This is a genomic window from Thiomonas sp. 13-64-67 (assembly GCF_002282795.1).
Classification (GTDB): Bacteria; Pseudomonadota; Gammaproteobacteria; order Burkholderiales; family Burkholderiaceae_C; genus Thiomonas; species Thiomonas arsenitoxydans.
The window spans coordinates 42,905-66,776 of record NZ_NCKP01000015.1 but is presented as its reverse complement, the minus strand read 5'-3'; the positions used below and the strand labels follow the sequence as shown (position 1 = coordinate 66,776).

General features: G+C 63.6%; 20 protein-coding genes and 1 pseudogene. 9 read left to right on the top strand and 12 right to left on the bottom strand.

What is annotated here, in order from left to right; translation table 11 throughout:
- Window positions 1–68 precede the first annotated feature (68 nt).
- Window positions 69–1,706 (top strand): APC family permease, encoded by a 1,638-nt coding sequence (locus B7X30_RS06155; RefSeq protein ID WP_286729856.1) that lies wholly within the window; start codon window positions 69–71, stop codon window positions 1,704–1,706.
- 113 nt (window positions 1,707–1,819) lie between these two features.
- Here the strand turns inward: B7X30_RS06155 and B7X30_RS06150 are convergent, their stop codons facing one another.
- Genes B7X30_RS06150 through ptsP form a run of 4 tightly spaced genes read right to left on the bottom strand, consistent with a single transcriptional unit; the run spans window position 1,820 to window position 8,325 of the window.
- Complete coding sequence (locus tag B7X30_RS06150; protein ID WP_286729855.1) at window positions 1,820–3,118, bottom strand: carbohydrate porin; 1,299 nt, start codon at window positions 3,116–3,118, stop codon at window positions 1,820–1,822.
- A 26-nt stretch (window positions 3,119–3,144) separates the two neighbouring features.
- On the bottom strand, window positions 3,145–4,857 hold the full coding sequence (locus B7X30_RS06145; RefSeq protein ID WP_276705918.1) for a PTS fructose transporter subunit IIC: 1,713 nt from the start codon (window positions 4,855–4,857) through the stop codon (window positions 3,145–3,147).
- 25 nt (window positions 4,858–4,882) lie between these two features.
- Entirely contained in the window at window positions 4,883–5,821 is a 939-nt protein-coding gene (pfkB, locus tag B7X30_RS06140; protein ID WP_286729854.1) for a 1-phosphofructokinase, read from the bottom strand.
- Entirely contained in the window at window positions 5,818–8,325 is a 2,508-nt protein-coding gene (ptsP, locus tag B7X30_RS06135) for a phosphoenolpyruvate--protein phosphotransferase (protein WP_286729852.1), read from the bottom strand. The genes pfkB and ptsP overlap by 4 nt, the downstream gene beginning before the upstream one ends.
- 163 nt (window positions 8,326–8,488) lie before the next feature.
- Here ptsP and B7X30_RS06130 point away from each other — a divergent pair, with 163 nt between their 5' ends.
- A complete protein-coding gene (locus tag B7X30_RS06130; RefSeq protein WP_286729851.1) occupies window positions 8,489–9,487 on the top strand; it encodes a LacI family DNA-binding transcriptional regulator in 999 nt (332 codons plus the stop codon).
- 39 nt (window positions 9,488–9,526) lie between these two features.
- Here the strand turns inward: B7X30_RS06130 and B7X30_RS06125 are convergent, their stop codons facing one another.
- Complete coding sequence (locus tag B7X30_RS06125) at window positions 9,527–9,715, bottom strand: hypothetical protein (RefSeq protein WP_286729850.1); 189 nt, start codon at window positions 9,713–9,715, stop codon at window positions 9,527–9,529.
- A 345-nt stretch (window positions 9,716–10,060) separates the two neighbouring features.
- On the opposite strand from B7X30_RS06125, the gene B7X30_RS06120 reads away from it, so the two are divergent.
- The 3 genes from B7X30_RS06120 (at window position 10,061) to B7X30_RS06110 (ending at window position 12,934) form a co-directional block, all read left to right on the top strand.
- The gene (locus tag B7X30_RS06120) at window positions 10,061–11,047 is read left to right on the top strand and encodes an aldo/keto reductase (RefSeq protein ID WP_013123729.1); all 987 of its coding nucleotides are present in this window, start codon (window positions 10,061–10,063) and stop codon (window positions 11,045–11,047) included.
- A 97-nt stretch (window positions 11,048–11,144) separates the two neighbouring features.
- A complete protein-coding gene (locus B7X30_RS06115; RefSeq protein WP_286729848.1) occupies window positions 11,145–12,305 on the top strand; it encodes an HDOD domain-containing protein in 1,161 nt (386 codons plus the stop codon).
- Window positions 12,299–12,934, top strand: coding sequence for a GGDEF domain-containing protein (locus B7X30_RS06110; protein ID WP_286729847.1), 636 nt, complete (start codon window positions 12,299–12,301; stop codon window positions 12,932–12,934). The genes B7X30_RS06115 and B7X30_RS06110 overlap by 7 nt, the downstream gene beginning before the upstream one ends.
- 17 nt (window positions 12,935–12,951) lie before the next feature.
- Here the strand turns inward: B7X30_RS06110 and B7X30_RS06105 are convergent, their stop codons facing one another.
- The 5 genes from B7X30_RS06105 to yjgA form a co-directional block, all read right to left on the bottom strand.
- Window positions 12,952–14,109: an ABC transporter ATP-binding protein gene (locus tag B7X30_RS06105; protein WP_286729845.1), complete on the bottom strand. Its 1,158-nt coding sequence runs from the start codon at window positions 14,107–14,109 to the stop codon at window positions 12,952–12,954.
- Window positions 14,097–14,921 (bottom strand): ABC transporter permease, encoded by an 825-nt coding sequence (locus tag B7X30_RS06100; protein WP_286729843.1) that lies wholly within the window; start codon window positions 14,919–14,921, stop codon window positions 14,097–14,099. Before B7X30_RS06100 ends, B7X30_RS06105 begins: the two co-directional genes overlap by 13 nt.
- Before the next feature lie 196 nt (window positions 14,922–15,117).
- Complete coding sequence (locus B7X30_RS06095; protein WP_286729841.1) at window positions 15,118–16,068, bottom strand: extracellular solute-binding protein; 951 nt, start codon at window positions 16,066–16,068, stop codon at window positions 15,118–15,120.
- 97 nt (window positions 16,069–16,165) lie between these two features.
- Window positions 16,166–16,789, bottom strand: coding sequence for a molybdopterin adenylyltransferase (mog, locus tag B7X30_RS06090; RefSeq protein ID WP_286729840.1), 624 nt, complete (start codon window positions 16,787–16,789; stop codon window positions 16,166–16,168).
- Window positions 16,767–17,339 (bottom strand): ribosome biogenesis factor YjgA, encoded by a 573-nt coding sequence (yjgA, locus tag B7X30_RS06085; RefSeq protein ID WP_286729839.1) that lies wholly within the window; start codon window positions 17,337–17,339, stop codon window positions 16,767–16,769. Before yjgA ends, mog begins: the two co-directional genes overlap by 23 nt.
- 90 nt (window positions 17,340–17,429) lie before the next feature.
- Here yjgA and pmbA point away from each other — a divergent pair, with 90 nt between their 5' ends.
- From pmbA to B7X30_RS06070, 3 genes are all read left to right on the top strand, one after another.
- Complete coding sequence (gene pmbA / locus B7X30_RS06080; RefSeq protein ID WP_286729838.1) at window positions 17,430–18,785, top strand: metalloprotease PmbA; 1,356 nt, start codon at window positions 17,430–17,432, stop codon at window positions 18,783–18,785.
- Between the two features lie 231 nt (window positions 18,786–19,016).
- On the top strand, window positions 19,017–20,099 hold the full coding sequence (locus B7X30_RS06075) for a TRAP transporter substrate-binding protein (protein ID WP_286729837.1): 1,083 nt from the start codon (window positions 19,017–19,019) through the stop codon (window positions 20,097–20,099).
- Window positions 20,100–20,233: 134 nt separating this feature from the next.
- Complete coding sequence (locus B7X30_RS06070) at window positions 20,234–21,319, top strand: TRAP transporter substrate-binding protein (protein WP_286729836.1); 1,086 nt, start codon at window positions 20,234–20,236, stop codon at window positions 21,317–21,319.
- A gap of 50 nt (window positions 21,320–21,369) precedes the next feature.
- Here B7X30_RS06070 and B7X30_RS06065 read toward each other — a convergent pair whose 3' ends face one another.
- A complete protein-coding gene (locus B7X30_RS06065; protein ID WP_286729834.1) occupies window positions 21,370–22,278 on the bottom strand; it encodes a LysR family transcriptional regulator in 909 nt (302 codons plus the stop codon).
- A gap of 91 nt (window positions 22,279–22,369) precedes the next feature.
- Here B7X30_RS06065 and B7X30_RS06060 point away from each other — a divergent pair, with 91 nt between their 5' ends.
- Window positions 22,370–23,434, top strand: a complete 1,065-nt coding sequence (locus B7X30_RS06060) for a DMT family transporter (RefSeq protein WP_286729832.1) — start codon at window positions 22,370–22,372, stop codon at window positions 23,432–23,434.
- Here B7X30_RS06060 and B7X30_RS06055 read toward each other — a convergent pair.
- Window positions 23,408–23,722 (bottom strand): annotated as a pseudogene (locus tag B7X30_RS06055) (phosphatase PAP2 family protein); the annotation flags it as partial. The gene B7X30_RS06060 and the pseudogene B7X30_RS06055 overlap by 27 nt on opposite strands.
- Window positions 23,723–23,872 lie beyond the last annotated feature (150 nt).

Sequence of the window (23,872 nt, the reverse complement as noted above, 5' to 3'; positions counted from 1 at the left end):
TTTTCAAACGGCATTGCGCCGCAAATGCGCCTAAAACCCTCACATCAAAAAACGATGAGGAGCACATCATGGCAAGCATTCACCTCGATACCCCCGCGGCGGCTGGCACGCCGGGGCGCAACATCTGCAAGGCTGCTGGCATCTGGAGCCTGCTGTTCGCCAGCCTGACGGCCATCATCGGCTCGGGCTGGCTTTTCGCGCCGCTTACGGCGGCCACGCAGGCCGGGCCGGCCAGCATTCTTTCGTGGGCCATCGGCGGCGCGGCCATTCTGGTGCTGGCTTTTGTGAATGCCGAACTCACCAGCTCGTTTCCGGGCATGGGCGCGGTCATCACCTTTCCCAAGTTGAGCCACGGCCATCTGGCTGCGGCGGTGGTGAGCTGGGTGGTGTTTCTCGGCTACGTGACCGTCGCTCCGGCCGAGGTGTTGGCGGTGGTGACTTACGCCAACAACTATCTGCCGGGCATGGTCGATGCGAAAACTTCGCTGCTGACCGACACCGGCATGATCGTTAGCATCTTGCTACTCGGCGCTTTCATCCTCATCAACGCCTGGGGCGTGCGCGCCCTGCTGCGGCTGGGCAATACCTTGATGATCTGGAAGCTCATCATCCCCATTCTGACCATCGTGGCGCTGATGCTCGCCTCGTTTCATGTGGGCAATTTCACCGCGCAGGGCTTCGCCCCGTTTGGCGCCAAAGGCACGATCGCGGCCATCGCCACCTCGGGCATCGTGTTCAGCTATCTGGGCTTTCGCCAGGCCATCGAACTGTCGGGCGAGGCGACCAACCCACAGCGTGACGTGCCCATTGCCATCATCGGCTCGGTGCTGATCGCCGGGGCGATTTTTGTCATGCTGGAAGTGGCCCTCATCGGCGCGGTCAATCCTTCCGACATCGCGCAGGGCTGGGCCAAGCTTCACTTCACCGGGGTGTCAGGCCCGTTCGCCGGTCTGGCCGTGATTCTGGGCATGAGCTGGCTGGCCATCCTGCTCTACATCGACGCTGTGGTCTCGCCGGCGGGCACCGGCCTGGTGTATGGCGGCACTACAGCGCGCGTGGTTTACGCCACCGGGCGCGACGGTCTGTCCACGCCCTGGTTCGCCAAGCTGAACAAAAACGGCGCGCCGTCCACCGGGCTGTGGATCACCTGGATCGTGGGCATTCTGTTCTTCCTGCCGTTTCCTTCGTGGCAGAAGATCGTCACCTTCATCTCCTCGGCCACCGTGCTGGGTTATGGCATCGGCCCGGTGGCGCTGATGACCCTGCGCCGCAGCATGCCGCTGGGCACTTATCCGCGCCCCTTCACCTTGAAAGGCGCAAGCCTGTGGGCGCCGCTGGCCTTCATCGTGGCCAACTTCATCATCTACTGGTCGGGCGCGAGCACAGACAACTTCCTGTTCGGCGGCCTGGCCATCATCTTCGTGCTGTTCGTGATCGGTCAGGCCATTACCCACGGCGGCAAACTCAGCCATCTGCAATGGAAGGGCGCGTGGTGGCTGGCGCCGTATTTCTTCGCCATGTGGCTGGTGACCTATCTCGGTCCGAAGGATCTCATCGGCGGCACGGGATTGCTGACCTTCTATCAGGGCATGGTCGTCGTGGTCATCATCAGCATCGCCATCATGGCCATCGCCGTAGCCAGCGGCCTGCCCGAGCCGGAAGAGGCGCGCGAACTGATCGCGATGACTGGCAGGACGCGCGGCTGATTGCATAGCGTGAACAGGCCCTAGTTCTGTTTCACGCCCCTCGGCCGCGTGTTGACGTAAAAACGGCTGCGATCAATCGCAGCCGTTTTCAATTCAGCCATGCCGGGGTTTGGTCAAAGTGCCACCGTGAATTTCAGCCCGATCACAAAGGCGTTGGGAATGTTCCTGGTGCGAAAGGGCTCGGCCTGCTGATCGGGATGGAGGATGTACTGCAGGTTGGGGGAGAGTCGGATTCCTGGGCTGAGTTGATAGCCATAGGCCAGTTCCATCATGGTCTCGCTCCCCGGTATATCGGTGCTTGCGCCAACCGAGGCGCGCGCCACCCGAATATTCTGCAGGGCCAGGCTGGAGAATCGCTGCTGGTTGATGACAAACCCAAGAGTGTCTTGTTCACGACCGGGGAAGGGACCTTGCATGACCGCGCCCAGTTCCAGAAAGCTGGATTCATTGACCCGGCCTGTGAGATTGGTCATCGCCACGCCAAAAAGGGTCAGGCCGCGTTGGGAGTTCATGTCAGGGCGCCACACCATCTGGCTGAACCGCACATAGGCGCCGGAGCGGTTGCGGTCGGTGCGGTAGGGCTGTCCCGTGAGGACGGCATAGTCGCCATTGGCATCGAGTAGGGGATCGGTGTACTTGGAGCGATCAAACCAGCCGCCGATCTCATAGTCGCGCGGATGGGTGTCGTTGGCGAAGGTCGTGGCATAGCCCATCGCCCAGGGCACGACCACGCCAGTGGCATCCTTGGTGCTCCAGTCGATGCCGTGATCATTGGGGCGCTTGTCGTTCGGATTGACTTCGTACGCTCCAACTTTGGCGTAGAACTTGTCGGTCACCCAGCCCTTGGCGTAGCCGCCCCAGCTCGACGCTGGAAAGTAAGTGAAGTTGCTGTTCTTGAAAACGAAAGTTGGGTTGCCGCAGGCCGAGTTGCTCTGGAAGTTGCAATACAGCGGGGAGTTGAGGAAGTCGATATTCGCCACCGTCCGCCCGCCCTGAATTTCCAGCCGCCCACCGAAAAACTTTTTCTCAACGGTGAAGTAGGCCAGGTGCAGATTTTGCGTCCCGTAAATCTCCTGCACCGAGGTATTGTTGCCAATCGCCTCGTTTGACAAGCTCTGGCCGTGGCGTTGCGTGACGGCGATGTGCACGCTGGTGGCATTCCACCCCAGCATCTTCTGCAAATCCAGATCCGCGCCCAGGAAGAGTTGGCCCGCGTAGGCTGAGCCCTGCCGCAGGCCGCCGGTGGTGTTGGCTGCGGCTTCGCCGGTGTAATTGGCGGAGAAGGTCAGGCCATTGCCCAGGTCATACTGGCCCGGTGTGTGCGTGGACTGAGCGGCCTGCGCTGCGGCGCTGCTCATCAGCAAGAGTGCAGCGCACAGGCAGGTGGGCTTAAAAAGAGTGGAAAGCATCATGGAGGTCTCCTGGAAAAGATGAGGGATCAGGCAACAGGTTTTTTGAGCAAGCCCAACAACACCGCACTGACCACAGTGCCGGCGACGATGGCAAGGACATACATCCCCAGATGCGACACCGCGTTGGGAATGGGCAGCACGAAGACGCCGCCATGGGGCACTCGCAACTGCACGGCGGCCACCATCGAAATGGCGCCGGCGACGGCCGAGCCGATCATGTTGGCGGGAATGACGCGTAGTGGATCGCGCGCTGCATAGGGAATGGCGCCTTCGGTGATGAAGGACAGGCCCAGCAACCCGGTGGCGCCCCAGGCCTCGCGCTCATCCAAGGTGAATCGGCTCGGAAAGACGCGCGTGGCCAACGCCAGCGCCAGGGGCGGGGTCATGCCAGCGGCCATGACGGCGGCCATGGGGGTGAAAATCTGGCTGGCGAGCAGACCGGTGGCGAAGGTGTAAGCCGCCTTGTTCACCGGGCCGCCCATGTCGAATGCCATCATCGCGCCCAGCATCAGACCGAGCAGGATGGCGCTGGCGCCCTGCATGCTTTTGAGCCAATCGGTGAGCCAGGCCAGGGCATGCGCCACCGGCGTGCCAACCACATAGATCATCAGCAGGCCGGTTAGCAAGGTGCCGAGTAGAGGCAGGATTAGCACCGGCTTGAGCCCTTCCACATGCCGATTGAGTTTCAGATGCTTGTTGAACCAATCCGTGCCGTAACCCGCGATGAAGCCTGAGACGATTCCGCCAAGAAATCCAGCGCCAATCGAGGAGGCGATCATGCCGCCGATCATTCCCGGCGCGATCCCCGGCCGGTCGGCGATGGAGTAGGCGATATAGCCCGAAAGCGCGGGAACGATGAGCGCAAAGGCCGCCTTGGCGCCGATCTGGAACAGTTCGTAGCCCAGTGTGCCAGCGTGCTCCGGTTTGAAGACGTAGATGCCCCCCAGTGCAAAAGACAGCGCGATGAGCAGGCCGCCCGCCGTGATGAAGGGCAGCATGAATGACACGCCGGTCATCAAATGCTTGTATGGCCCGGCGCGCAACACCGCGGCCTTTTCGCGCTTGCCAGACGCTTCGAAGCTGGCATCGCCCGCAGGGCTCAGGACCTGTGCCTCGGCCAGTGCGCGCCTGATCAAGGCCTGCCCGTCCTGGATGGCGGGTTTGGTGCTGGCCTGCAGTACCCGTTTACCCGCAAAACGCGATAAATCAACCTGCCGATCTGCGGAAATGAGCACCACATCAGCCTGTGCGATGTCGTCGTCCGTGAGGGTGTTCTGCGAACCGACCGAGCCCTGCGTTTCGACCTTCACCAGGTGGCCGAGCGCCTTGGCGGCCTGCTCGATGGCTTCTGCGGCCATGAAAGTGTGGGCGATGCCCGTGGGACAGGATGTGACCGCGACGATCCTGGCCGTAGTGGATCGGCTCTTGTCCGGTGGGGTGGGAGCGAGCGCATGGTCCAGCACCGTGTTGACATTGGCAAGCACCTCTTCAATTGAGGCGGAGACGACGCGCAAGCCTGCAAAGCGTGGATCGGCGGCGTTCACCGGCCCTACGGCCAGCAGTGTGCCGCCCGCCGCAGTCTGCGTGCGCGTCAGCGGGTTGAGCACACCTTCTGCGGTGTTGACTTCAATGTCGATGGATTGCTGTCGCTTGGCAGCTGCCAGGCGCAAGGCCTCGGCGGCGAGGACGCCGGCCACGGTGCGGTCTTGCGCCGCCACACATGCGAATAACGGGCTCATACGGGTCTCCTGTAGTGTGGTGCTTTCAGCGCTCGAGCTGAAGTTGCACTTGTGCCGCGAGGTGTTGCACCTGATCGCGCGGACCGAGATTGGGGCCGATCTGCCCGAGCTTGCTGTGGGCGAACGCGCTGCCCAGCCGGGCGATGTGCTCAAGCGTGGCGCGCTCCGCGAGTGCTGCAACGATGCCGGCCACCATCGCATCTCCCGCTCCCACGGTGCTCATGGGCTGCAGGGGGGGGAGGCTGGCGTGCAAGGCTGCGGTGGGCGAGATAAACAATGCGCCTTCTGCGCCCATGGAGATGGCCACCAGTTCCACGCCGCGAGCCAACAAACCTTGGGCTGTGCGGATCAGGTCGCCGCGGGTCGGCAAGGCATGTCCTGCCCAGGCTTCGAGTTCCTCGCGGTTGGGTTTGATGACGCTCGGCACGCGGGCCTGCAACGCAGCGCCAAGCGGCGCGCCGCTGGTGTCGAGCACCGTGCGAATGCCATGCTCCGCCAGTGCGCCGATCAGCTCTGCATAGGTTTCCGATGGAAATCCGGCGGGCAGGCTGCCGGACAGAACCACAAGCGTTTTTGCATCCGCATAGCGCAGTACAGTCTCACGCACTTGGCGCGTCAGGGCGACGGGAATGTCGGCGCCGGGTAGATTGATGTCGGTGGTGGCGTGGGGATCAAGCAGCTTGATGTTGGTGCGCGTTTGTCCGGGGTGGCGGATGAAACGGTCTTCGATACCTTTGGTCGCGAACAGGGCGTTGAAGAGGGCGGTGTTGTCGCTGCCCAGAAGTCCGGTGGCGATCACGGGCTGGCCCCAGTCGGCCAGGCAGCCGGCGACCATCACACCCTTGCCTCCCGCATCGAAGCGCACCGAACGGGCGCGGTGCACCTCGCCGGGGCGCAGCGCGTCGAGAGTAATGGTCTCGTCGATTGCAGGGTTGAACGTGACCGTGATGACAGGGGCGTTCATGCAGCCTCCCCATTGAGTGCGCGCACCGCCTGTGCAGATTCGGCCGCGAGCGCATGCGTGGCAAGCTGTTGCAGTTCTGTCAGGGCGCTGGCACGTAGCCGTGCCTTCACCGCCGGAATGTCGCGCGGAGTCATGGACAGCTCGTTCACGCCCAGGCCGGTGAGCAGCGCGGCGCCGAACGGGTCGCCAGCCATGCCGCCGCATACGCCCACCCAACGGCCGTGCCGCGCCGCGCCTTCCACCGTGGCGCGGATGAGGCGCAGCACGGCGGGGTGCAGACTGTCGGTTTGCGGCGCCAGCTCGGGGTTCTGCCGATCCATCGCCAGGGTGTATTGCGTGAGATCGTTGGTGCCGATGGAGAAAAAATCGACGTGCGCCGCCAGCACGTCGGCCTGGAGGGCGGCTGCGGGGACTTCGATCATGATGCCTAGCGGGACTTGCGGCGCGTCCAGTTCGGCCCGAATGCGCTCGCATACGGCGCGCAGGGTCAACACTTCGTCAACGCTGGTGATCATCGGGAACATGATGGATAGGTCTGCGCCGAGCTTGGCGGCGCGGTAGAGTGCGCGCAGTTGGGGCTCCAGCAGATCGGCGCGGCGCAGCAGCAGACGCGCGCCGCGTACACCGAGAAATGGATTGGCTTCCTGCGGCAGATGCAAGTGAGCCACCTGTTTGTCGCCGCCAATGTCCAGCGCGCGCACGATGAGCGGCCGATTGCCCAATGCTTCGATCATGTCGCGGTAGATGGCGAATTGCGCCGCCTCATCGGGTGTTTCGCCACGCTCCAGGAAGAGAAATTCGGTGCGCATCAGGCCAACACCCTCCGCGCCTTCGTCTATGGCCATGGGCACCTGGGAAGGCAGGTTGACATTGGCCCCGATGGCTACAACGTGGCCATCCAGCAGGCGCGCAGCCTGGCTGCGTTCGGCCTTTTGCGCGTCGCGTCGCGCAGCCTCACTGGTCATCCAGGAGCGGGCCGAGGCGAGATCGGCCTCGCTCGGATCGAGATAAAGCTTGCCGCCAACGCCGTCGATCACGCCTTGCGTGCCGCTGCGCAGAGCTTGCAGTGCTGGTCCCGCGCCGACCATGGCGGGAAGCCCGAGGGTGCGCGCAAGAATGGCCGTATGCGAAGTGGGTCCGCCCTGCGCGATGGCCAGCCCAACGACACGGGTCATGTCGATGGCGGCGGTGTCAGAGGGGCTGAGGTCGTCGGAGACGAGGATGCACGGCGCGTCGGGCAAATCCTGCAGGCTGCCGAGTTGTAGCGTGGGTTCCAGCAGCATCAGGACGCGGCGGCCCACATCGCGTAGATCGGTCGCTCGCCCGGCGAGTACCGGGTTGCCCAGGGCGGCCAGTTTGCAAGCCATGCGGTCGATGGCGCTATTCCACGACCAGCCCACGCCGTGGCCTTCGACCATGATCTGGCAAGCCAGGGTGATGAGATCGCTGTCCTTGAGAAGTTCACGCTGGGCTTTGAAGATGCGTGCTTCGGCTTCACCGAGGCGGCGCGCCGTGTCGTCGGCCAGTGCGGCAAGCTGCTGATCGGTGGCAATGAGTGCGTTGTTGAGCTGGTCTGCTCCCTGGTCGAGCGGCACGGGCAGATCGGGGATCTCCGCATGGGACTTCGCCAGCACATGCAGTACCCCGATGGCCAGACCCGGGCTGGCGGGTATGCCGGGTACTGCGACGGGCTGGCCTGGCGGTACCCAGGCTCCCGCAGTGGGGACGGTCTGCACGGCCGCGCGTTGTGCATCCGCCCGCTCTTGCAGGGTCAGGCTGTCAAGCAACTGGCGGAAGCGGTCGAGCGCATCGCGGGCGTGTTCGCCATCGGCTGAGAGATGCAGCAGGTCGCCCTGGCGCAGCCCCAGGCTCAGCAGGGCAACCAGGTTGCGCGGATCTGCCGTGTCATTGCCATGCCGCACTTGGAGTCGCACACCGGATTTGCGGGCGGCCTCCACCCAGACGGAGGCGGGACGGGCATGCAGGCCGGCGGGATAGGGCAGCACCCAGTCCAGGGTCTGCGCCAAGTCCACAGCAGGCGATGTCGCAGCGGAGGCGGTGTCGTCCCTCAGGGCGCTCGCCAGCTCCGAGGGGTTCAAGGTGCTGAACAGGGCGGACAGGCGCATGTCATCCTGCATCAGGCGTGTGAGACGACGCAGGATGGCGATGTGGCTATCGGACTTGGCGGCAATCGCCACTATCAGCCGTGCGGTCTGCCCCGGGTTCCATACCACGCCCTGTGGGACTTGCAGCACCGCAATGCCGTCGCGCAGGATCAGGTCGCGATCTTTTCCCAGGCTGTGCGGGATCGACACACCGTGCCCAAGAAAGGTGTTGGCCACTTTTTCTCGCTCCAGCACGCTGGCAGTGAATTCGGGTGCGACGCAACCGCTGGCGATGAGCAACTGGCAGGCTTCGCGGATGGCGTCCTCTTTGGTCTCTGGCTGGGCGCCAAGACGGATGCGTGCGTCAGTGAGCAGGTCCTGCGGTGTGGTGACAGACATTCTCATCTCCTCGTTTCGTGGAATAAATGATAACGATTACATCAGTAGTTTCAAGCGGTTTTCCCGAGTGAAAACCCTGATTCAACTCAAGTGTCGCGTGTTTTTGTAAGATGCGACGATGTTCGGTAGGCGAATTTCCGCAAAATTTTGTTGACGTTTACATATGAGTTCAAGCATCAAGGATGTCGCACGTGTCGCCGGTGTGTCGGTGGCGACGGTGTCGCGCGCGCTCAGCGGCGCTGCGGCAGTCAGCCCTGCGCTCACCGAACGCATTCAGCAGGCGATCCGGGATACGGGCTATCGCCCGAATCTGTCCGCACGCCGACTGCGTTCGCAAGACTCGGGCACCATCGGGCTAATCGTCGCGGACATTCGCAACCCGTTTTTCACCGCAGTCAGCCGTGCGGTGGAAGACGCGGCTTACAGCGCAGGGTTGCGCGTCATTTTGTGTAATACCGATGAAAATCCGGACAAAGAGGCGATGTACCTCAATCTGATGGAAGAGGAGCGCGTGACGGGCGTGATCTTCGCGCCTACGCGGCAGACGGCGGATCAGCTCAATGCGCAAGACTGGAGTTTTCCGATCGTGCTGATCGATCGTGTCGGCGCACGGGGCGGCCAGGACGCCGTGGCGCTGGATAACGCGGCGGCGAGCGCCTTGCTGGTTGAGCACTTGCATGCGCAGGGCTGTCGGCGTATCGCCGGAGTGTTCGGCAACGCCAGCAGCAGCGGCGTGGAGCGCCACGACGGCTATGTCGCGGCGATGTTCCGCCTGGGGTTGCCGCCGCGCTCCACGTTTGTTCCGCCACAGGCACTGGCGGCAGAGGAGGCGGTTGCGCACTGGCTGCGCGAAACGGCGCGGCCTGATGCGCTGATTGCAAGCAACGGCCTGTTGCTCATGGGCTTGGTCCGCGCGGTTCGGCATGCCGGACTGCAGATTGCGCGCGACATCGCCGTGGCGGGATTCGACAACGAGAGCTGGACGGAAATTGTGGAGCCGGGCCTGACCGTGATCGAGCAGCCGGTAGACGACATCGGACGCAACGCCATGCAGTTGCTGTCCGAACGGCTGAAAAATCCTGACCTTCCTGCGAGAAAGCTCTTGCTCAGCGGCCGTTGCATCGAGCGCGGCTCGACACGGTGCGGCGGCGCAGCAGCCTGAAGCGCCCCGGCTTGGGCGCAGAAATGGCGTGATCGTGCCCTAATCGTGTCGCCTGTCGATGTCTGACTTCAGGTAGTAGGCGCGCTTCTCGGCGTACATCTGCTGGTCTGCGCGGTGGATGGCGGCTTCCAGGCGTTCGCCGGGCATGCAGGTGGCGATGCCCATGGAAAAGCTCAGTCGCGGAGACTGGTGAAACTGGTTGTTCAGGTCGATGAATTCAGGGTGCACGCGCAGGAAGGCGGGGAAGTCGGTGATGCCCTGCTCGGCGGCATGGGCAACAGCCTGCGTTCCGCGCTGAAATCCTCGACCCAGGGCTAAACCGGCGCGAGTTCGAACATATGGCGAGCTCGCCTGGGTGCAGCGTGAGGGCGGTCATGGGCGGGTGAGGTGCGGGATATCGAGAGATGCAAATTTTAGGAAGTGTTCTTCAGGCAGGCGCGGGCTGAAACAACAGGAAACTGCGGCTGACGTGAATTTTTTCCGGTTTACCCACGGTAACAGCGCACGCCCGCGCGAACCGATAGGCTAGGTCTGAATGCCCACATGTTTGCTGGGTGAGCAGGAGGAATAGTGATGCAGTACCGACAATTGGGCGCTGATGGGCCGAATGTCTCGGCTCTTGGCCTGGGATGCATGGGGATGTCCGAGTTTTACGGGCAGGGCGACGACGCTGAATCGATCGCCACCCTTCGCCGCGCACTCGATCTCGGCGTGAATTTTCTCGATACGGCCGACATGTACGGCGTAGGACGTAACGAGGTGTTAGTCGGCCGCGCCATCAAGGGGCGTCGCGATGAGGTTTTTCTGGCGACCAAATTCGGCAATATGCGCGGGCCGAATGGCGAGTTCCTGGGGGTGAACGGCCGCCCCGACTATGTGCGCCAGAGCTGCGAAGCCAGCCTGAAACGGCTGGGCGTGGACGTGATCGATCTGTATTACCAGCACCGCGTCGATCCCGAGGTGCCGATCGAGGAGACGGTGGGCGCGATGGCCGATCTGGTGCGCGCGGGCAAGGTGCGCTGGCTCGGCCTGTCCGAGGCGGCGCCAGCCACCATCCGCCGCGCGCATGCGGTGCATCCGATCTCGGCGCTGCAGTCGGAGTATTCGCTCTGGTCGCGCGACCCCGAAGGCGTGTTGCTCGACACGGTACGCGAACTCGGCATCGCTTTCGTCGCCTACAGCCCCTTGGGTCGGGGCTTTCTCACCTCGCAGATCAAGTCGCTCGACGATTTGCCCGAAGACGACTGGCGCCGCCGCTCACCGCGTTTTCAGCCGGAGACCTTTGCGCGCAATCTTCGTCTGGCCGAAACCGTGCGGCAGATGGCCGAGGCGAAAAACTGCACCCCGGCGCAATTCGCTCTGGCGTGGCTGCTGGCTCAGGGCGATGATGTCATCGCCATTCCGGGCACCAAGCGGCGGCGCTATCTGGAGGAAAACATGGGCGCATTGCGGGTGCGCCTGAGCACGGCGGATCTCATTCGCATCCATCAAGCGGTGCCGCCCGGTGCGGCCAGCGGCGAGCGCTACCCGGAAGCCGGGATGCAGGCGGTCAATCGTTGAGATTCCGATCCTTCGGCGCAACACCCGTAGATTTTCAGAGGGACGACGCTTGGGCAAGTCGGTAACATGACTTGACATTCCAAGAAAAATCGTCCCCATGCCTGCCTCGCCACTGACCGATCCCGAGATTCTTCAAGCCCTGACCGCCGAGAACCGGCTCCTGCCGTCGCCCAGCGCGGTCGCGCTTGAACTCATGCGCGCGCTGGAGCGGCGCGATCTGGGTATGCGCGACATCGCCAACATCGCGCGCAAAGACCCGGCCCTGGTGGCGCGCATGATTCAGCTCGCCAACTCGGCCATCTTCGCGGGCATGCGTCCCGCGGTGGCCATTGAAGAGGCGGTGCTGCGCATTGGCACGGGCGGGCTGGCGCGGCTGGCCATTGCGCTGTCGCTCATGCAGGCGAGCAAGGCCACGGATATCGAAGGTTTCGATCTGCGCCGGTTCTGGATGACCTCGATCCAGCGCGGTCTGGTGTTCCAGTATCTGTCGCAGCGTGTGGGCAAGATGCCCAGCGCCGAAGCCTTCAGCCTGGGCCTGCTCGCCGATGTGGGGCAACTCGCGATGGCTGTCAGTCTGGGCGCCCAGGCGGTCTATATCGAAGCCGAAGGTTCGGTGCAAGGGTTGCTGGCTCAGCAGTTGCAACAGTACGGCTACGACCAGGGCGACGCCAGTGCGGTGCTGCTCGCGCACTGGGGCTTTCCGCAGACCTTGGCGCAGGCCGTGCGTATTCGGCCGCAGACGCCGGGGGCTGCTGGCAGCCGTGAAGCGCAGCTGGGCGAGTGCGTGGCGCTCAGCCGCAGCCTGCAGCTTCGCCCAGGTAGTGTGGCGGCCGATGCCGGGCAGATGCGCAGCCTGGCCGAACATCTCCAGCTCAGCGAAAGCGATCTGCAAGGTGTGCTCGCCAGCGCAGCACAAGACATGGCGGGCATGGCCGCGGTATTCGAGATGAAGCTCGAACAGGCCGAGGTGGATACCGAGTTCGACCGCCTGCGCCGCGCTCTGGCCACTCCGCCGCTGCTCGACGAACCCATTGCCGACGAAGTGCTGATTGTGTCGAAAGACGCCGCGCTGCGTCTTGGCCTGCGGCAGGCGCTGGAATCGGCTGGGCACGCGCTCGCCGAAGCCGCCACCCCGGCCGAGGCGTTTGAGATCGTGCAGATTCAGGGGCCGCGGGTGGTCGTGCTCGATTGGGCCGACGGCGACAGCGTGGCGGCGCTCTGCCGCAGCCCTTTGCCCCCGTCTTGCCGCAAATGCTGATCGCCAAGGTGCAGACCGGAGCGCGCGCCACGCGGGTGCTGGCCGCTGCCGAGGCCGAGCGCAGCCACGGCTTGCGCACCCTGCGCACGCTCGAGCAGCGCAACGCCGAGTTGCTGCAGGCCGCGGGTACCGACGAACTGACTGGCCTGGGCAACCGCCGCGCGCTCGACGCTTTTTTGCCACCGCTTTTCGCCCAGGCCGTGGCCGAGGGCCAGCCGCTGGCGTGTCTGATGTTCGACCTCGATGAGTTCAAGCGCATCAACGACCGGCTGGGCCATGACGTGGGAGATCAGGCCTTGCGTGCCGTGGGGCGTGTGCTGCGCCAGCAGTCGCGCGGCATGGATTTTGTTGCACGGGTGGGAGGCGAAGAGTTTTTGATGCTCTGCCCGCAAACGACCGAAGAGGCCGCGATGCGCGTGGCCGAGCGCATCCGCGCCGCCATTGCAGTCCCACAAGCCGATTTGCCGCCCTTGTCGGTCAGCGTGGGGGTGGCTCTGGGCGCCGCGGGTTTTGCCGACGCCGCATCGCTCATCCGTGCCGCCGATCAGGCTTTGCTGCAGGCCAAGCGCCTGGGGCGCAACCGGGTTTGCCTGGCGCCGACTGCTTCCTCTGCGGCGGCGAGCAATTGATCTGAATGATCTGAATTTCAGACCAGCAGATGCAGGTTGGCCTGCCGGATACGCAGGCCAAGGGGGCCGCCGATTTCCAGCGCGAGTTCCCGCCAGAGCGTCGGCAAGGAGTAGGTCTCGGCTTCCAGCCCGCAGGGCAGCGCACAGCGCAGCCGCCACAGTGGGCCTTCGCATCGGGCTTCGATCAGGCGGGCCGTCAGGGTGAGGCTGTCGTCGTCTTGAGTCACTAAAGCCGAGGCCGATGCCGGGCAGGGATGCACCGCCTCGGCGCGAACGGCCAGGGTGACTCGGGCGCCGACTTGCAACTCGGCGCCAGCAGGCAGCGTGCCGCGCCAGTCCAGCATGGGCTGCGCTTCGATGCCGAGCGAGAGCACGTCCTGTGCGCCCAGCCGCGACTGTGCCAGCACTTGAAGCGGCCACAAATTGTCCACACCCGCCAGTCGCGCCGTGGGCAGATCGGCCGGGCGCTCGAACACTTGTTGTGGCGTGCCTGCCTGCAGCAGACGCCCGCCATCGAGCACGCCCACGAGGTCGCCCAGCAGGCGTGCGTCCACCGGGTCGTGCGTCACCAGCACGGTGGTAATGGCACGCTCGCGCAGCAGTGCAGCCAGGGTGCGTCGCAAGCTAGGGCGGGCCTCGGGGTCGATGGCCGAGAAGGGTTCGTCGAGCAGCAGCAATTCGGGCGCACCGACCAGCGCCCGTGCCAGCGCAACCCGCTGCCGCTGGCCACCGCTGAGTTGGTGCGGGTACTGGTTCAACCAGGGCCGTAGATCGAGCGCGTCGAGCAGCGGATCGAGATCGGCCTGTGCGCCTCGGCCGAACTGCAGATTGCGCGCAATCGTCCAGTGCGGAAACAGCGCATCGCGCTGGAACATATAGCCGATGCGGCGCTTCTCCGGCGGCTGGGCGGTGAGGTCTTGCGCGCCCAGTTGCACCTGCCCGGCGCGCGCGGGCAGAAAGCCGGCGAGAGTGTCGAGCAGGGCGCTCTTACCCGCGCCGTTGTGGCCCAGCAAAACCAGGGTCTGGCCGGGCGGAACTTGCAGATCGACGACGGCCGACTGCCAGGCGCCGATGCCCCATTGCAGCCCGCGTAAACGCAGAGCGCCAGGCACGCCATGAGCCGGGCTGGTGACTGCGGGCGTTGCCAGGACGGTGCGTTGCGTCAGTGCAGCCATGCCTTTTGCCGGTCTTGCGCGGGCTGCGGCGCGCGTGCCGAGGCGAGCAGCCTCAGTCCCCAGAACAGCGCCATGACCACCAGCAGAAACAGCACCGAAGCCGCCACGGATTGCCGCAGCCCGGACTGCAGGAACAGGTCGTAGATGCGTATGGGCGCGGTCATCGGGTAATAGGCCAGCAGCACCACAGCGGCAAACTCGCCGATGGCGCGGGCGAAGCACAGCGTCAGCCCAGTGCCAATGCCCTGACGGGCCAGCGGCAGGGTGACGCGGCGAAATACCTCCCACGGCGCCGCGCCCTGAATGCGCGCGGCGCGCTCGATCTGCAGGTCCACCGCCTCGAATCCGCCGCGGGCGGCGTTCACCGCATAGGGCAGGCCGACATAACTCATCGCCAGCACGATGCCGGCAAACGTGCCCCAGAACTCCAGGCCGATGTGGGCCAATGGTGCGCCCAGCCAGCCGCCCCGGCTGAACACCAGCAGCAGCGCGATGCCCGCAATGGTGTGCGGAATGGTGAGCGGCAGATCGACCAGCGCTTCCACCGCGCTCTTGCCACGAAACTGCTGCCGCGCCAGCACATAAGCCAGCGGTACGGCGAACATCGCAGCCAGCACCGTGCTGAACAGCGCCGCGCCCAGACTCAGGCCAATGGCGCTGCGCACATCCGCCATCGCCGCCACCTGCCGCAGATCGCCCAGCGTGGGGTGCAGCAGCAGGGCCAGCAAGGGCAGGGCGATGAAGGCCAGCAGCGTCGCGCCGATCAGGCAGAACACCCAGAACATCGGGCTGCGCGCCTCACGCCTCAACATGGTTTGCGTTCCTCGGCGAGGTAATCACAGTGACACGCCCGCCGGGCCGCCCCAAGGGCGTGGCGCCCCTTGAGGGGCAAGCCAAGCGCAGCGCAGGCTTTCGGGGTGGGCATAAGGCCACGCCCGCCGGGCCGCCCCAAGGGCGTGGCGCCCCTTGAGGGGAGAGCCAAGCGCAGCGCAGGCTTTCGGGGTGGGCTCATCTTGGCCAGGCCACTGTGAGTTTGCGCAGGTCCGCAGGAACTTTGTCGCGGTTCATGGCGTAGGCTTGCTTGAGCGGAATGAAGCCATTGGCCGCAATGACCTTTTGCCCTGCTGGTCCGAGCAGGTAGGCGATGAACTCCTTCGCCAGCTTGGGGTGCGGGGCGGTCGTTGGGATCGTGACCGCGTAAATGATGGGACGGCCGGAAAGTTCGCCGTTCTTGGTCTTGGCGCTGGCCTTGGCGTAGTCGGCGTCGAACTTGGGATCGCTGAGATTGATCTGCGGCGGCAGGTCGATGGACTCCATGTGATGCTGCACGGCATCGGAGCGGTAGATGGCGAGATAGTCGATTTGACCGAGCTGCAGCGCCGAGATCAGATCGGTCTCGGTATCGCGCATATTGCTCTCGGGCGAGTTGGCCAGCACCTTGGCTTCAAGGTCGGGCTGTTTGTAGTAGCGGCCGGCCAGATCGAGCATCTGCAGAGTTTGATAGCCCGAGGGATCGGTGTTGGGGTTGGATCGCCCGATCTGCACGCCGGGTTCGGAGAGAATTTTCCACCAGTTGTCGGCGTTGATCTCTTTTGCGCCCTTGCTCTTGGGGGTGTAGATGAAGGTGATGGCGTTGCCCAGAAAGCCGATGGACCAGTCGGCCGTGGGTTTGTTGCCCTCATCGCCCTTGAACATGTACTTGGGGATGACCGAATAGTCGGCCACCGCCACTACGTCCGCCGGCTGGTGCAGAACAGTGACCTGCTTGACCATTTTGACGCTGCCGCCGAATTGCGGCTGCACGGTCACGCCGGGATGCAGCTTCTCGAAGCCGCGTGCCAGGGTGGTGAAGGTTTTGCCGAGAGTGCCCGCGGCGAACACGGTCAGGGTTTCAGCCTGGGCCGTGGTGCAGGCGGCAGCCAGCGCCAGTGCGCTCAAGGTGAGAGGGAGTGTTTTCATCGGGTGCATTGCAAGTCTCCTGTCGTTGTGCATTTTGAGCATAACGCGAAAGGCCGACGTTTGTCGTGCCCGCAGAAAGCAAGGTGGTGAGAGCGTGTTACGAAACCCGTGGCGGCCGCTGCGCCGACTTGGGGCGGAAGGCCACGCACACTGCGGGGTCGGTTTCCAGATACGGCCCGCCGATCAGATCGACGCAATACGGCACCGCGGCGAACAGGCCCGGCACGGCGCTTTGCCCGGCGGCGTCGCGCACGCCTTCGAGCGTTTCGGCAATCGACTTGGGCTGGCCCGGCAGATTGATGATCAGCGTTTTCGCGCGGATGACTGCGGTTTGCCGCGAAAGAATGGCGGTGGGCACGAAGTGCAGGCTGATGCGGCGCATCTGTTCACCGAAGCCGGGCATCTCCTTGTCGGCCACATCCAGCGTGGCCTCCGGGGTGACGTCGCGCGGAGCGGGGCCGGTGCCGCCCGTGGTCAGCACCAGGTCGCAATGCTCGGAGTCCACCAGTTCGCACAGCGTGTTGGCGATCTGCAGGCGGTCATCGGGTATCAGCCGTTCGACAAAGCTCACCGGGTTGAGCAAGGCGCGCCCGAGCCAGTCGCGCAAGGCGGGAAGGCCCTTGTCTTGGTAGATGCCGGTGCTGGCACGGTCGCTGATGGAGACTAGGCCGATGCGCACCGGATCGGCGGCGGACGTTTCAGAAACTGGGGAGGGGTTCATCGTCGGCGGGATGGTGAGGTATGTCGTGCGCGGCGATGGCCGCTTTGACGAACTGGAAAAGTTGACGGGTGAGTCGCGGCGGCTTGTCGGCGCCGACTTCGGCGCGTGCGCCGCGCACGAGCTGGCGCAATTGTTGCGCGTCGGTGCTGGGGTATTTGTCGAGGAATTCGGTCTGCGCCTGGTCGTCGGCCAGCAGAACGTCGCGCCAGCGCTCCAGCGCGTGCATGCGGGCGACGCTGGCGCGGTCGTCCTGGGTGGCTGCGGCAATGACCGCGCGCACTGCGTCGGCATCGGTCGAACGCATCAGCTTGCCCACATAAAGGGTCTGGCGCTTGCGGCCGCCATGCGCGGTGATGCGCTGTGCTTCTAGCACGGCATCTCGCAGGGCTTCGGGCAGATCGGCCTGCCGGATGGTGTGGGCTGGCAGACTGATCAGTTGTTCGCCCAGTTCTTGCAGTGCGAGCATGTCGCGTTTGACCTGGCTTTTGCTCGGCGGTCGGTCGTCGGGTGGATCAAAGGCGGGGCCGGTGGGGCGATGCGGGAATTTCATGGCTCTTATTATCCGTTGAGTTCATGCGTGCCCTGGCCACCTGCCCATCCTGGACAGTGAGCCGGGCCGCCAAAAAAGGAATGCCATATCGTGGGACGTTTCGCCTACAACAAATCGCAGTTTCAGGATCTCGCCCAGCAGGCGCTCGAACAGGCGCTCAAGGTCGGCGCCTCGGACGCTCAAGTGGAAGTCTCCGAAGGGCAGGGCATGTCGGTCGGCGTGCGCAACGGCCAGATCGAGAACGTGGAGCACAACCGCGACAAGAGCCTGTCCATCAGCGTGTTCGATGGCCAGCGCCGCGGCCATGCCAGCACGTCGGACTTTTCGACAGAGGCCATTGCGCGCACCGCGCAGGCGGCGTTCGACATCGCCCGCTACACCGCCGAAGACGACTGCGCCGGGCTGCCCGAGGTGGAGCTGCTGGCCATCGGTCGGCAACAGCCGCAGCTCGATCTCTATCACCCCTGGGATCTGACGCCGCAGAGCGCGGCCAAGATCGCGCTGCGCGCCGAGAAGGCCGCGTTCGCCGTGGATCCGCGCATCCGCAACAGCGAAGGCGCCAGCGTATCCGCGCAAGAGTCGCACTTCGTATTGGCCAACAGCCGCGGCTTCTGCGACGGCTACGCTACCTCGTCGCATAGTCTGTCGTGTGCGCCCATTGCAGGCCGCGGCGACGATATGCAGCGCGATTACTGGTGGACGTCCGAATGCGACCCCGCCGACCTGGCTTCTCCCGAGGCGGTGGGGCGTTACGCCGCAGAGCGGGCGTTGTCGCGGCTGAAGGCGCGCAAGCTGTCCACGCGCAAGTGCCCGGTGTTGTTCGAGTCGCCGCTGGCCTCCGGCCTGATCGGCAGCTTCACCCATGCCATCAGCGGCGGCGCGCTGTATCGCAAATCCTCTTTTTTGCAAGACAGTTTGGGACAGCAGGTGTGGGCCGATCACATCGACCTGATCGAAGACCCCACCCTGCCCAAACGCCGCGGCAGCGCGCCGTTCGACAGCGAAGGTGTGGCCACGCACAAGCGCAGTTTGGTGGACGGCGGCGTGGTGCAAGGCTATCTGCTTGGCACTTATTCGGCGCGCAAGCTCGGCATGCAGACCACCGGCAACGCCGGCGGCGCGCACAACCTGCTGCTGCAAAGCCGCCTCACGCAGGCCAAGGATGATCTGCGCGCCATGCTGCGCAAGCTCGACACCGGGCTGTTTGCTATCGAACTCATGGGCCACGGTGTCAACTATGTGACGGGCGACTATTCGCGTGGGGTTATGGGGTTTTGGGTGGAAGGCGGAAAGATCCGCAATCCCGTGCAGGAGATCACCATTGCGGGCAATCTGCGCGACATGCTGCGCAACGTGGTGGCCGTGGGCGCGGATACGCACACCTATGGCAGCAAGACCACGGGCTCCATCCTGATCGACGGCATGACGGTGGGCGGCGCGGGCTGAGTTTGCCGAGCCCCTCGCACAAGGCCGTCTTCGGGCGGCCTTGTCGTTTGCGCGTCCGCATTGTTGACTTCAAGTCAAAGCTGATTCGCGCCAGAGTCAGGAATCCTTCGCGCTTACCCGCAATGATGCGAATGGTTACATAAGTTACGATGGTCACGTCGGGTCAAGCCGTCTCGCGACTGCAGAAGAACTCACATCCCGATCCTTTTTTATTCCCCTTCCGGAGACTCCATGGAACGTCGCTTCTTTGTCAAACACGCCGGTCTCGCCGGCATCCTCGCTGCCGGTACCGCCCCGGCCGTCATGGCCCAGCAATCGGTACGTTGGCGTCTGGCCTCCAGCTTTCCCAATTCGCTCGACACCATTTATGGCGCCGCCAATGTGTTCGCGCAGAAGGTCAAAGACCTGACCAACGGCAAGTTCGAGATCTCGGTGCACGCCGCTGGTGAACTGGTGCCCGCGTTCGGCGTGGTCGATGCCGTGCAACAAGGCACGGTGGAGTGCTGCCACACCGCGCCGTATTACTTCTTCGGCAAAGACCCGACCTTCGCGCTGGGCGGCACGGTGCCGTTCGGCTTCAACTCGCGCCAGATGACGGCCTGGATGTTCCAGGGCAACGGTCTCAAGCTCATGCGCGAGTTCTACAGTCAGTACAACTTCCTCAACTTCCCCTGCGGCAACACCGGCGCGCAGATGGGTGGCTGGTTCCGCAAGCCGATCAAGAGCCTGGCCGACATGAAGGGCCTGAAAATGCGCATCGGCGGTTTCGCTGGCAAGGTGATCGAGCGCATCGGCGTGGTGCCGCAGAACATTCCCGGCGGTGACATCTACCCCTCGCTGGAAAAAGGCACCATCGACGCGGCGGAGTGGATCGGGCCCTATGACGACCTGAAGCTCGGGTTCTACAAAGTGGCGAAGAACTACCTGTACCCCGGCTGGTGGGAAGGCGGTCTGGAGCTTGACCTCTATGTCAACCAGAAGGCCTACAACGCGCTGCCCGCAGACTACAAGGCGGCGGTCGATGCTGCGACGGCCTATGCCCACGTCAATATGCAGGCTGCCTACGACGCCAAGAACCCCCCGGCGCTCAAGGAACTGGTGGGCAAGGGCGCCAAGCTGCAAGGCTTCCCCAAAGACGTCATGGAAGCGGCGTACAAGGCGGCCAACGATCTTTACAGCGAACTTTCCGCAAACAATCCGAATTGGCGCAAGGTCTACGCCGACTGGGTGAAATTCCGCAACGACGACATTCTGTGGTTCCGTTTTGCCGAGAACGAGTTCGACCGTTTCATGTCCACACGCAAGCTCACCTGAGCGCTGCCCCTAGCCAAAAAGCCCGCTTCGGCGGGCTTTTTTCAGGGCGTTTGGGACGGGTCAATACAATTGGAATCATCTTGATATGAAATGAATCATCTGTATCGAGAGTGACTCATTTACCCGGAGACCCTATGGAACGCCGTTCATTTGTCAAACACGCCGGCCTGGCCGGTATTCTCGCGGCGGGTAGCGCGCCCGCCGTAGTCATGGCCCAGCAGTCCGTGCGCTGGCGCCTGGCGTCAAGTTTTCCCAATTCGCTCGACACCATCTTCGGTGCGGCCAACATCTTCGCGCAGAAGGTCAAGGAAGCCTCGGGCGGCAAGTTCGAAATCAGCGTCCATGCTGCCGGTGAACTGGTTCCACCCTTCGGCGTGGTCGACGCCGTGCAACAAGGTACGGTGGAGTGCGCGCACACCGCGCCGTACTACTTCTTCGGCAAGGACCCGACCTTCGCCCTGGGCTGTGCCGTGCCCTTCGGCATGAACTCCCGCCAGATGAGCGCCTGGATGTATCAGGGCAACGGCCTCAAGCTCATGCGCGAGTTTTATGCAAACTACAACATCATCAGCTTTCCTTTGGGCAATACCGGCGCGCAGATGGGCGGCTGGTTCCGCAAGCCGATCAAGAGCCTGGCCGACATGAAGGGCCTGAAAATGCGCATTGGCGGCTTCGGCGGCAAGGTGATGGAGCGCATCGGCGTGGTGCCGCAGAATATTCCAGGCGGTGACATTTATCCCTCGCTGGAGAAGGGCACCATCGACGCGGCGGAGTGGATCGGCCCTTACGACGATCTGAAGCTGGGCTTCTACAAGGTGGCGAACAACTACCTGTATCCCGGTTGGTGGGAAGGCGGCCCGCAGCTCGACCTGTATGTGAACCAGAAGGCGTACAACGCTTTGTCGCCGGAATACAAGGCCATGGTGGAACTGGCGGCCTCGCATGCGCACATCAATATGCAGGCCATGTATGACGCCAAGAACCCTCCCGCGCTCAAGGAATTGGTGGGCAAAGGCGCCAAGCTGCAAGGCTTTCCGAAAGACGTGATGGAAGCGGCGTTCAAGGCGTCCAACGACCTTTATAACGAGCTTTCAGCGAGCAATCCCCGTTGGAAAAAGGTCTACACCGACTGGGCCAAGTTCCGCAACGACGACATTCTCTGGTTCCGTTTTGCGGACAACGAGTTCGACCGTTTCATGGCCACGCGCAAATTCACCTGATGTGCGCAGAAGTGGTCTGATGAAAACGCCCCGCAAGTCGGGGCGTTTTTTTATTCCAGGGCGGCGGCAAGATGGTCGATCAGTGCACGCAAGGTGGGCGACACAAAGCGGCTCGGCGGATAGAGTGCGTAGGCACGGCCGCCATAATTTCCGAGGAAATTCCAGTCCGGCAAGACCTGCAAGGCAGACCTGTTCTCCAATGGGGGGCGCGCCACATAGTCAGGCAAGGTGCAGAGCCCCAGACCGGCCAGCATGGCCTCCAGCCGCAATGCGCTGTGATTCACGGTATAGCGACCCTGCACGACGACTTCAGTCTCAGTGTCGCCCTGCCGAAAACGCCAGCACCTGTCGTGAGCATCTTCGCCTAGGGGAAGGCAGCTGTGCACCGCCAGATCGGACGGATGAGTAATAGCCGGGTGGGCCGCAAGATACGCGGGCGCTGCGCATAGAACCTGCTCTACCTGCATCAGTTCGCGCGCGGCAAAGCCTTCGGGCGGATGACGCGTGACGCGGATCATCAGATCGACGCCCTCGCGAAAGGGATCGACCTCATGGTCGGTGGCGATCAATTGCAGTTGTACCTGGGGCCATTGCGCCAGAAACTGCAAGAGCAAGGGATGCAGCACATGCCGGGCAAATGCCTTCGGGGCGCTGATGCAGATCGAACCCTTCGGCGTTCCGGCTATTTGTTGCGGCACTTGCAAGACGGCTTGCGCCGCGGCGACCAACTCGCCGCAGCGCACGCGCGCCGCGTCTCCTGCGGCGGTCAGACGGAGTTGTCGCGTCGTTCGCAGGATCAGCTGAATGCCGAGGTGTTTTTCCAGGCGAAAGACCTGACGGCTCACCGCCGAGGGCGTGGTGCCAAGCTGCCGTGCGGCTGCGGAGAAACTCCCGAACTCAGCGACTCGCAGGAAGGTCACCATTTCAGGCAGAACGCTCAAAAACGCATTTGTACTCACGGCGCAATAGTCCTGTTCCGGTGGAGGGTCTGGTTTGCCAGGGATGCACGCCCAACAATGGGACAACGCTCCATCTTATGCAGGTCTTTCGATGACAAATCCGCCTATCAAGCGCGCGGCCTCAGCGCCCGCATTTCATGCGCTCAACCTGGGTGTGCCTGAAGTGCTGCTTCTACTGGTTGCAGCAGTTTGGGGTGGCAGTTATGGGGTGACCAAATTGCTGGCTCAGCAGTGGCCGGTGCTCGACTTGCTCACCCTGCGTTTTGGTTTGACCTTTCTGATCTTGTCGCCGACCTTGCGTCCCCTGTTTACGGCGCAATGGCGAGGCGGATTGGCGGTCGGCTCGATACTGGGGCTCAACCTGCTGGCCGTGTTTCTCTGCGAAACCTACGGCGTCACGTTGACGACTGCAGCAAACGCCGCTCTGCTCATCAGTCTTTGTGTCGCGCTGACGCCACTGGTCGAATGGACGCTATTGGGGCAGCCGCCCACCTTGCGCGCGTGGCAGGCGGCGGGTTTGTCGGTTATCGGAGCGGGCTTGCTGTCGGCAACATCGGGAATTGGCCGCCCGGGCTTGGGCGATGCGCTGGTGCTTCTCGCTGCCTTGCTGAGGGCCGTGATGGTGACTCAAACCAGACGGCTTGCAGCCCGTCATGCCTTGCCCGCACAGACTTTGACCGCCGTTCAATCGGGCGTGGTGACGGTGGGGTTGGCTGCCCTGGTGTGGGTCTGGCGCGGGCCACACTGGCCGTCCATTCCCCTGCGGGCCAGTTTCTGGGCCGGGATGGCGTTTCTGGTGTTGCTGTGCACCGTATTTGCTTTCTTTGCGCAGAACTATGCGGCGTCGCGCACGAGCCCCAGCCGGGTCTCGTTGTTGATGGGTAGCGAGCCGTTGTTTGGCGTGTTGGTTGGCGTTGCTCTGCTGGGCGAGAAGATGACGATACCGGGCTGGCTGGGAGGTGGTCTGATGGTGTTTGCAGCTTGGCATGCCACTCGCCTTCCGAATCAGACGAATGAGACGGCGTCTGCCTTATGCGGGCTTCGCACCCCGAATCCACAACCTGGCGAGCCCGTGCGCCACCAAGACGCACAGGGCGCCCACGAACGCCCCGCCGATCACGTCAGCCGGGAAGTGCGCGCCGACGGCGATGCGTGACCATGCCACCCAAAGCGCGAACAGCCACAGCACGACGCTCCAGGGGCGGGGCAGCGAAAAGGCCAGACTTGCGGCGAGCACCATGGCAAATGCCGCGTGACCCGAGGGAAAGCTGTGCGCAAACTTGGGTTCTCCAAGTACATGAACCATCTGCGGCCCGAAAACCTCAAGCGGTCGCGGAAAGTGAGCCCAGGGTTTGAGTACGCCGTAAATCGAGACAAACAACAGCAGATTGGCCCAGGCGTAGACCAGCACGCTGCGCAGAGAAATCAACCGGGGCCAGCGCATCGCGAGGGTCAGCAGCAGGCCGAGGTAGACCGGCAGCAGATGATGGTCGCCCAAGGCGGTGCCCAGGCGTGCGGCGTTGTTCCACACCGGGTTGTCTCCGGCGTGATTGATGGCGAGGAACAGGCGGGCGTTCCAGCCGTCCCATGCGTA

Coding starts and splice junctions, on each gene's coding strand:
- B7X30_RS06110 (WP_286729847.1), top strand. CDS start 12,299: ATGCTGATCGCCAAGGTGCAGACCGGAGCGCGCGCCACGCGGGTGCTG.
- B7X30_RS06155 (WP_286729856.1), top strand. CDS start 69: ATGGCAAGCATTCACCTCGATACCCCCGCGGCGGCTGGCACGCCGGGG.
- mog (WP_286729840.1), bottom strand. CDS start 16,789: ATGAACCCCTCCCCAGTTTCTGAAACGTCCGCCGCCGATCCGGTGCGC.
- B7X30_RS06095 (WP_286729841.1), bottom strand. CDS start 16,068: ATGAAAACACTCCCTCTCACCTTGAGCGCACTGGCGCTGGCTGCCGCC.
- ptsP (WP_286729852.1), bottom strand. CDS start 8,325: ATGTCTGTCACCACACCGCAGGACCTGCTCACTGACGCACGCATCCGT.
- B7X30_RS06075 (WP_286729837.1), top strand. CDS start 19,017: ATGGAACGTCGCTTCTTTGTCAAACACGCCGGTCTCGCCGGCATCCTC.
- B7X30_RS06130 (WP_286729851.1), top strand. CDS start 8,489: ATGAGTTCAAGCATCAAGGATGTCGCACGTGTCGCCGGTGTGTCGGTG.
- B7X30_RS06145 (WP_276705918.1), bottom strand. CDS start 4,857: ATGAGCCCGTTATTCGCATGTGTGGCGGCGCAAGACCGCACCGTGGCC.
- B7X30_RS06120 (WP_013123729.1), top strand. CDS start 10,061: ATGCAGTACCGACAATTGGGCGCTGATGGGCCGAATGTCTCGGCTCTT.
- B7X30_RS06115 (WP_286729848.1), top strand. CDS start 11,145: ATGCCTGCCTCGCCACTGACCGATCCCGAGATTCTTCAAGCCCTGACC.
- B7X30_RS06150 (WP_286729855.1), bottom strand. CDS start 3,118: ATGATGCTTTCCACTCTTTTTAAGCCCACCTGCCTGTGCGCTGCACTC.
- B7X30_RS06100 (WP_286729843.1), bottom strand. CDS start 14,921: ATGTTGAGGCGTGAGGCGCGCAGCCCGATGTTCTGGGTGTTCTGCCTG.
- B7X30_RS06105 (WP_286729845.1), bottom strand. CDS start 14,109: ATGGCTGCACTGACGCAACGCACCGTCCTGGCAACGCCCGCAGTCACC.
- B7X30_RS06070 (WP_286729836.1), top strand. CDS start 20,234: ATGGAACGCCGTTCATTTGTCAAACACGCCGGCCTGGCCGGTATTCTC.
- B7X30_RS06060 (WP_286729832.1), top strand. CDS start 22,370: ATGACAAATCCGCCTATCAAGCGCGCGGCCTCAGCGCCCGCATTTCAT.
- yjgA (WP_286729839.1), bottom strand. CDS start 17,339: ATGAAATTCCCGCATCGCCCCACCGGCCCCGCCTTTGATCCACCCGAC.
- pfkB (WP_286729854.1), bottom strand. CDS start 5,821: ATGAACGCCCCTGTCATCACGGTCACGTTCAACCCTGCAATCGACGAG.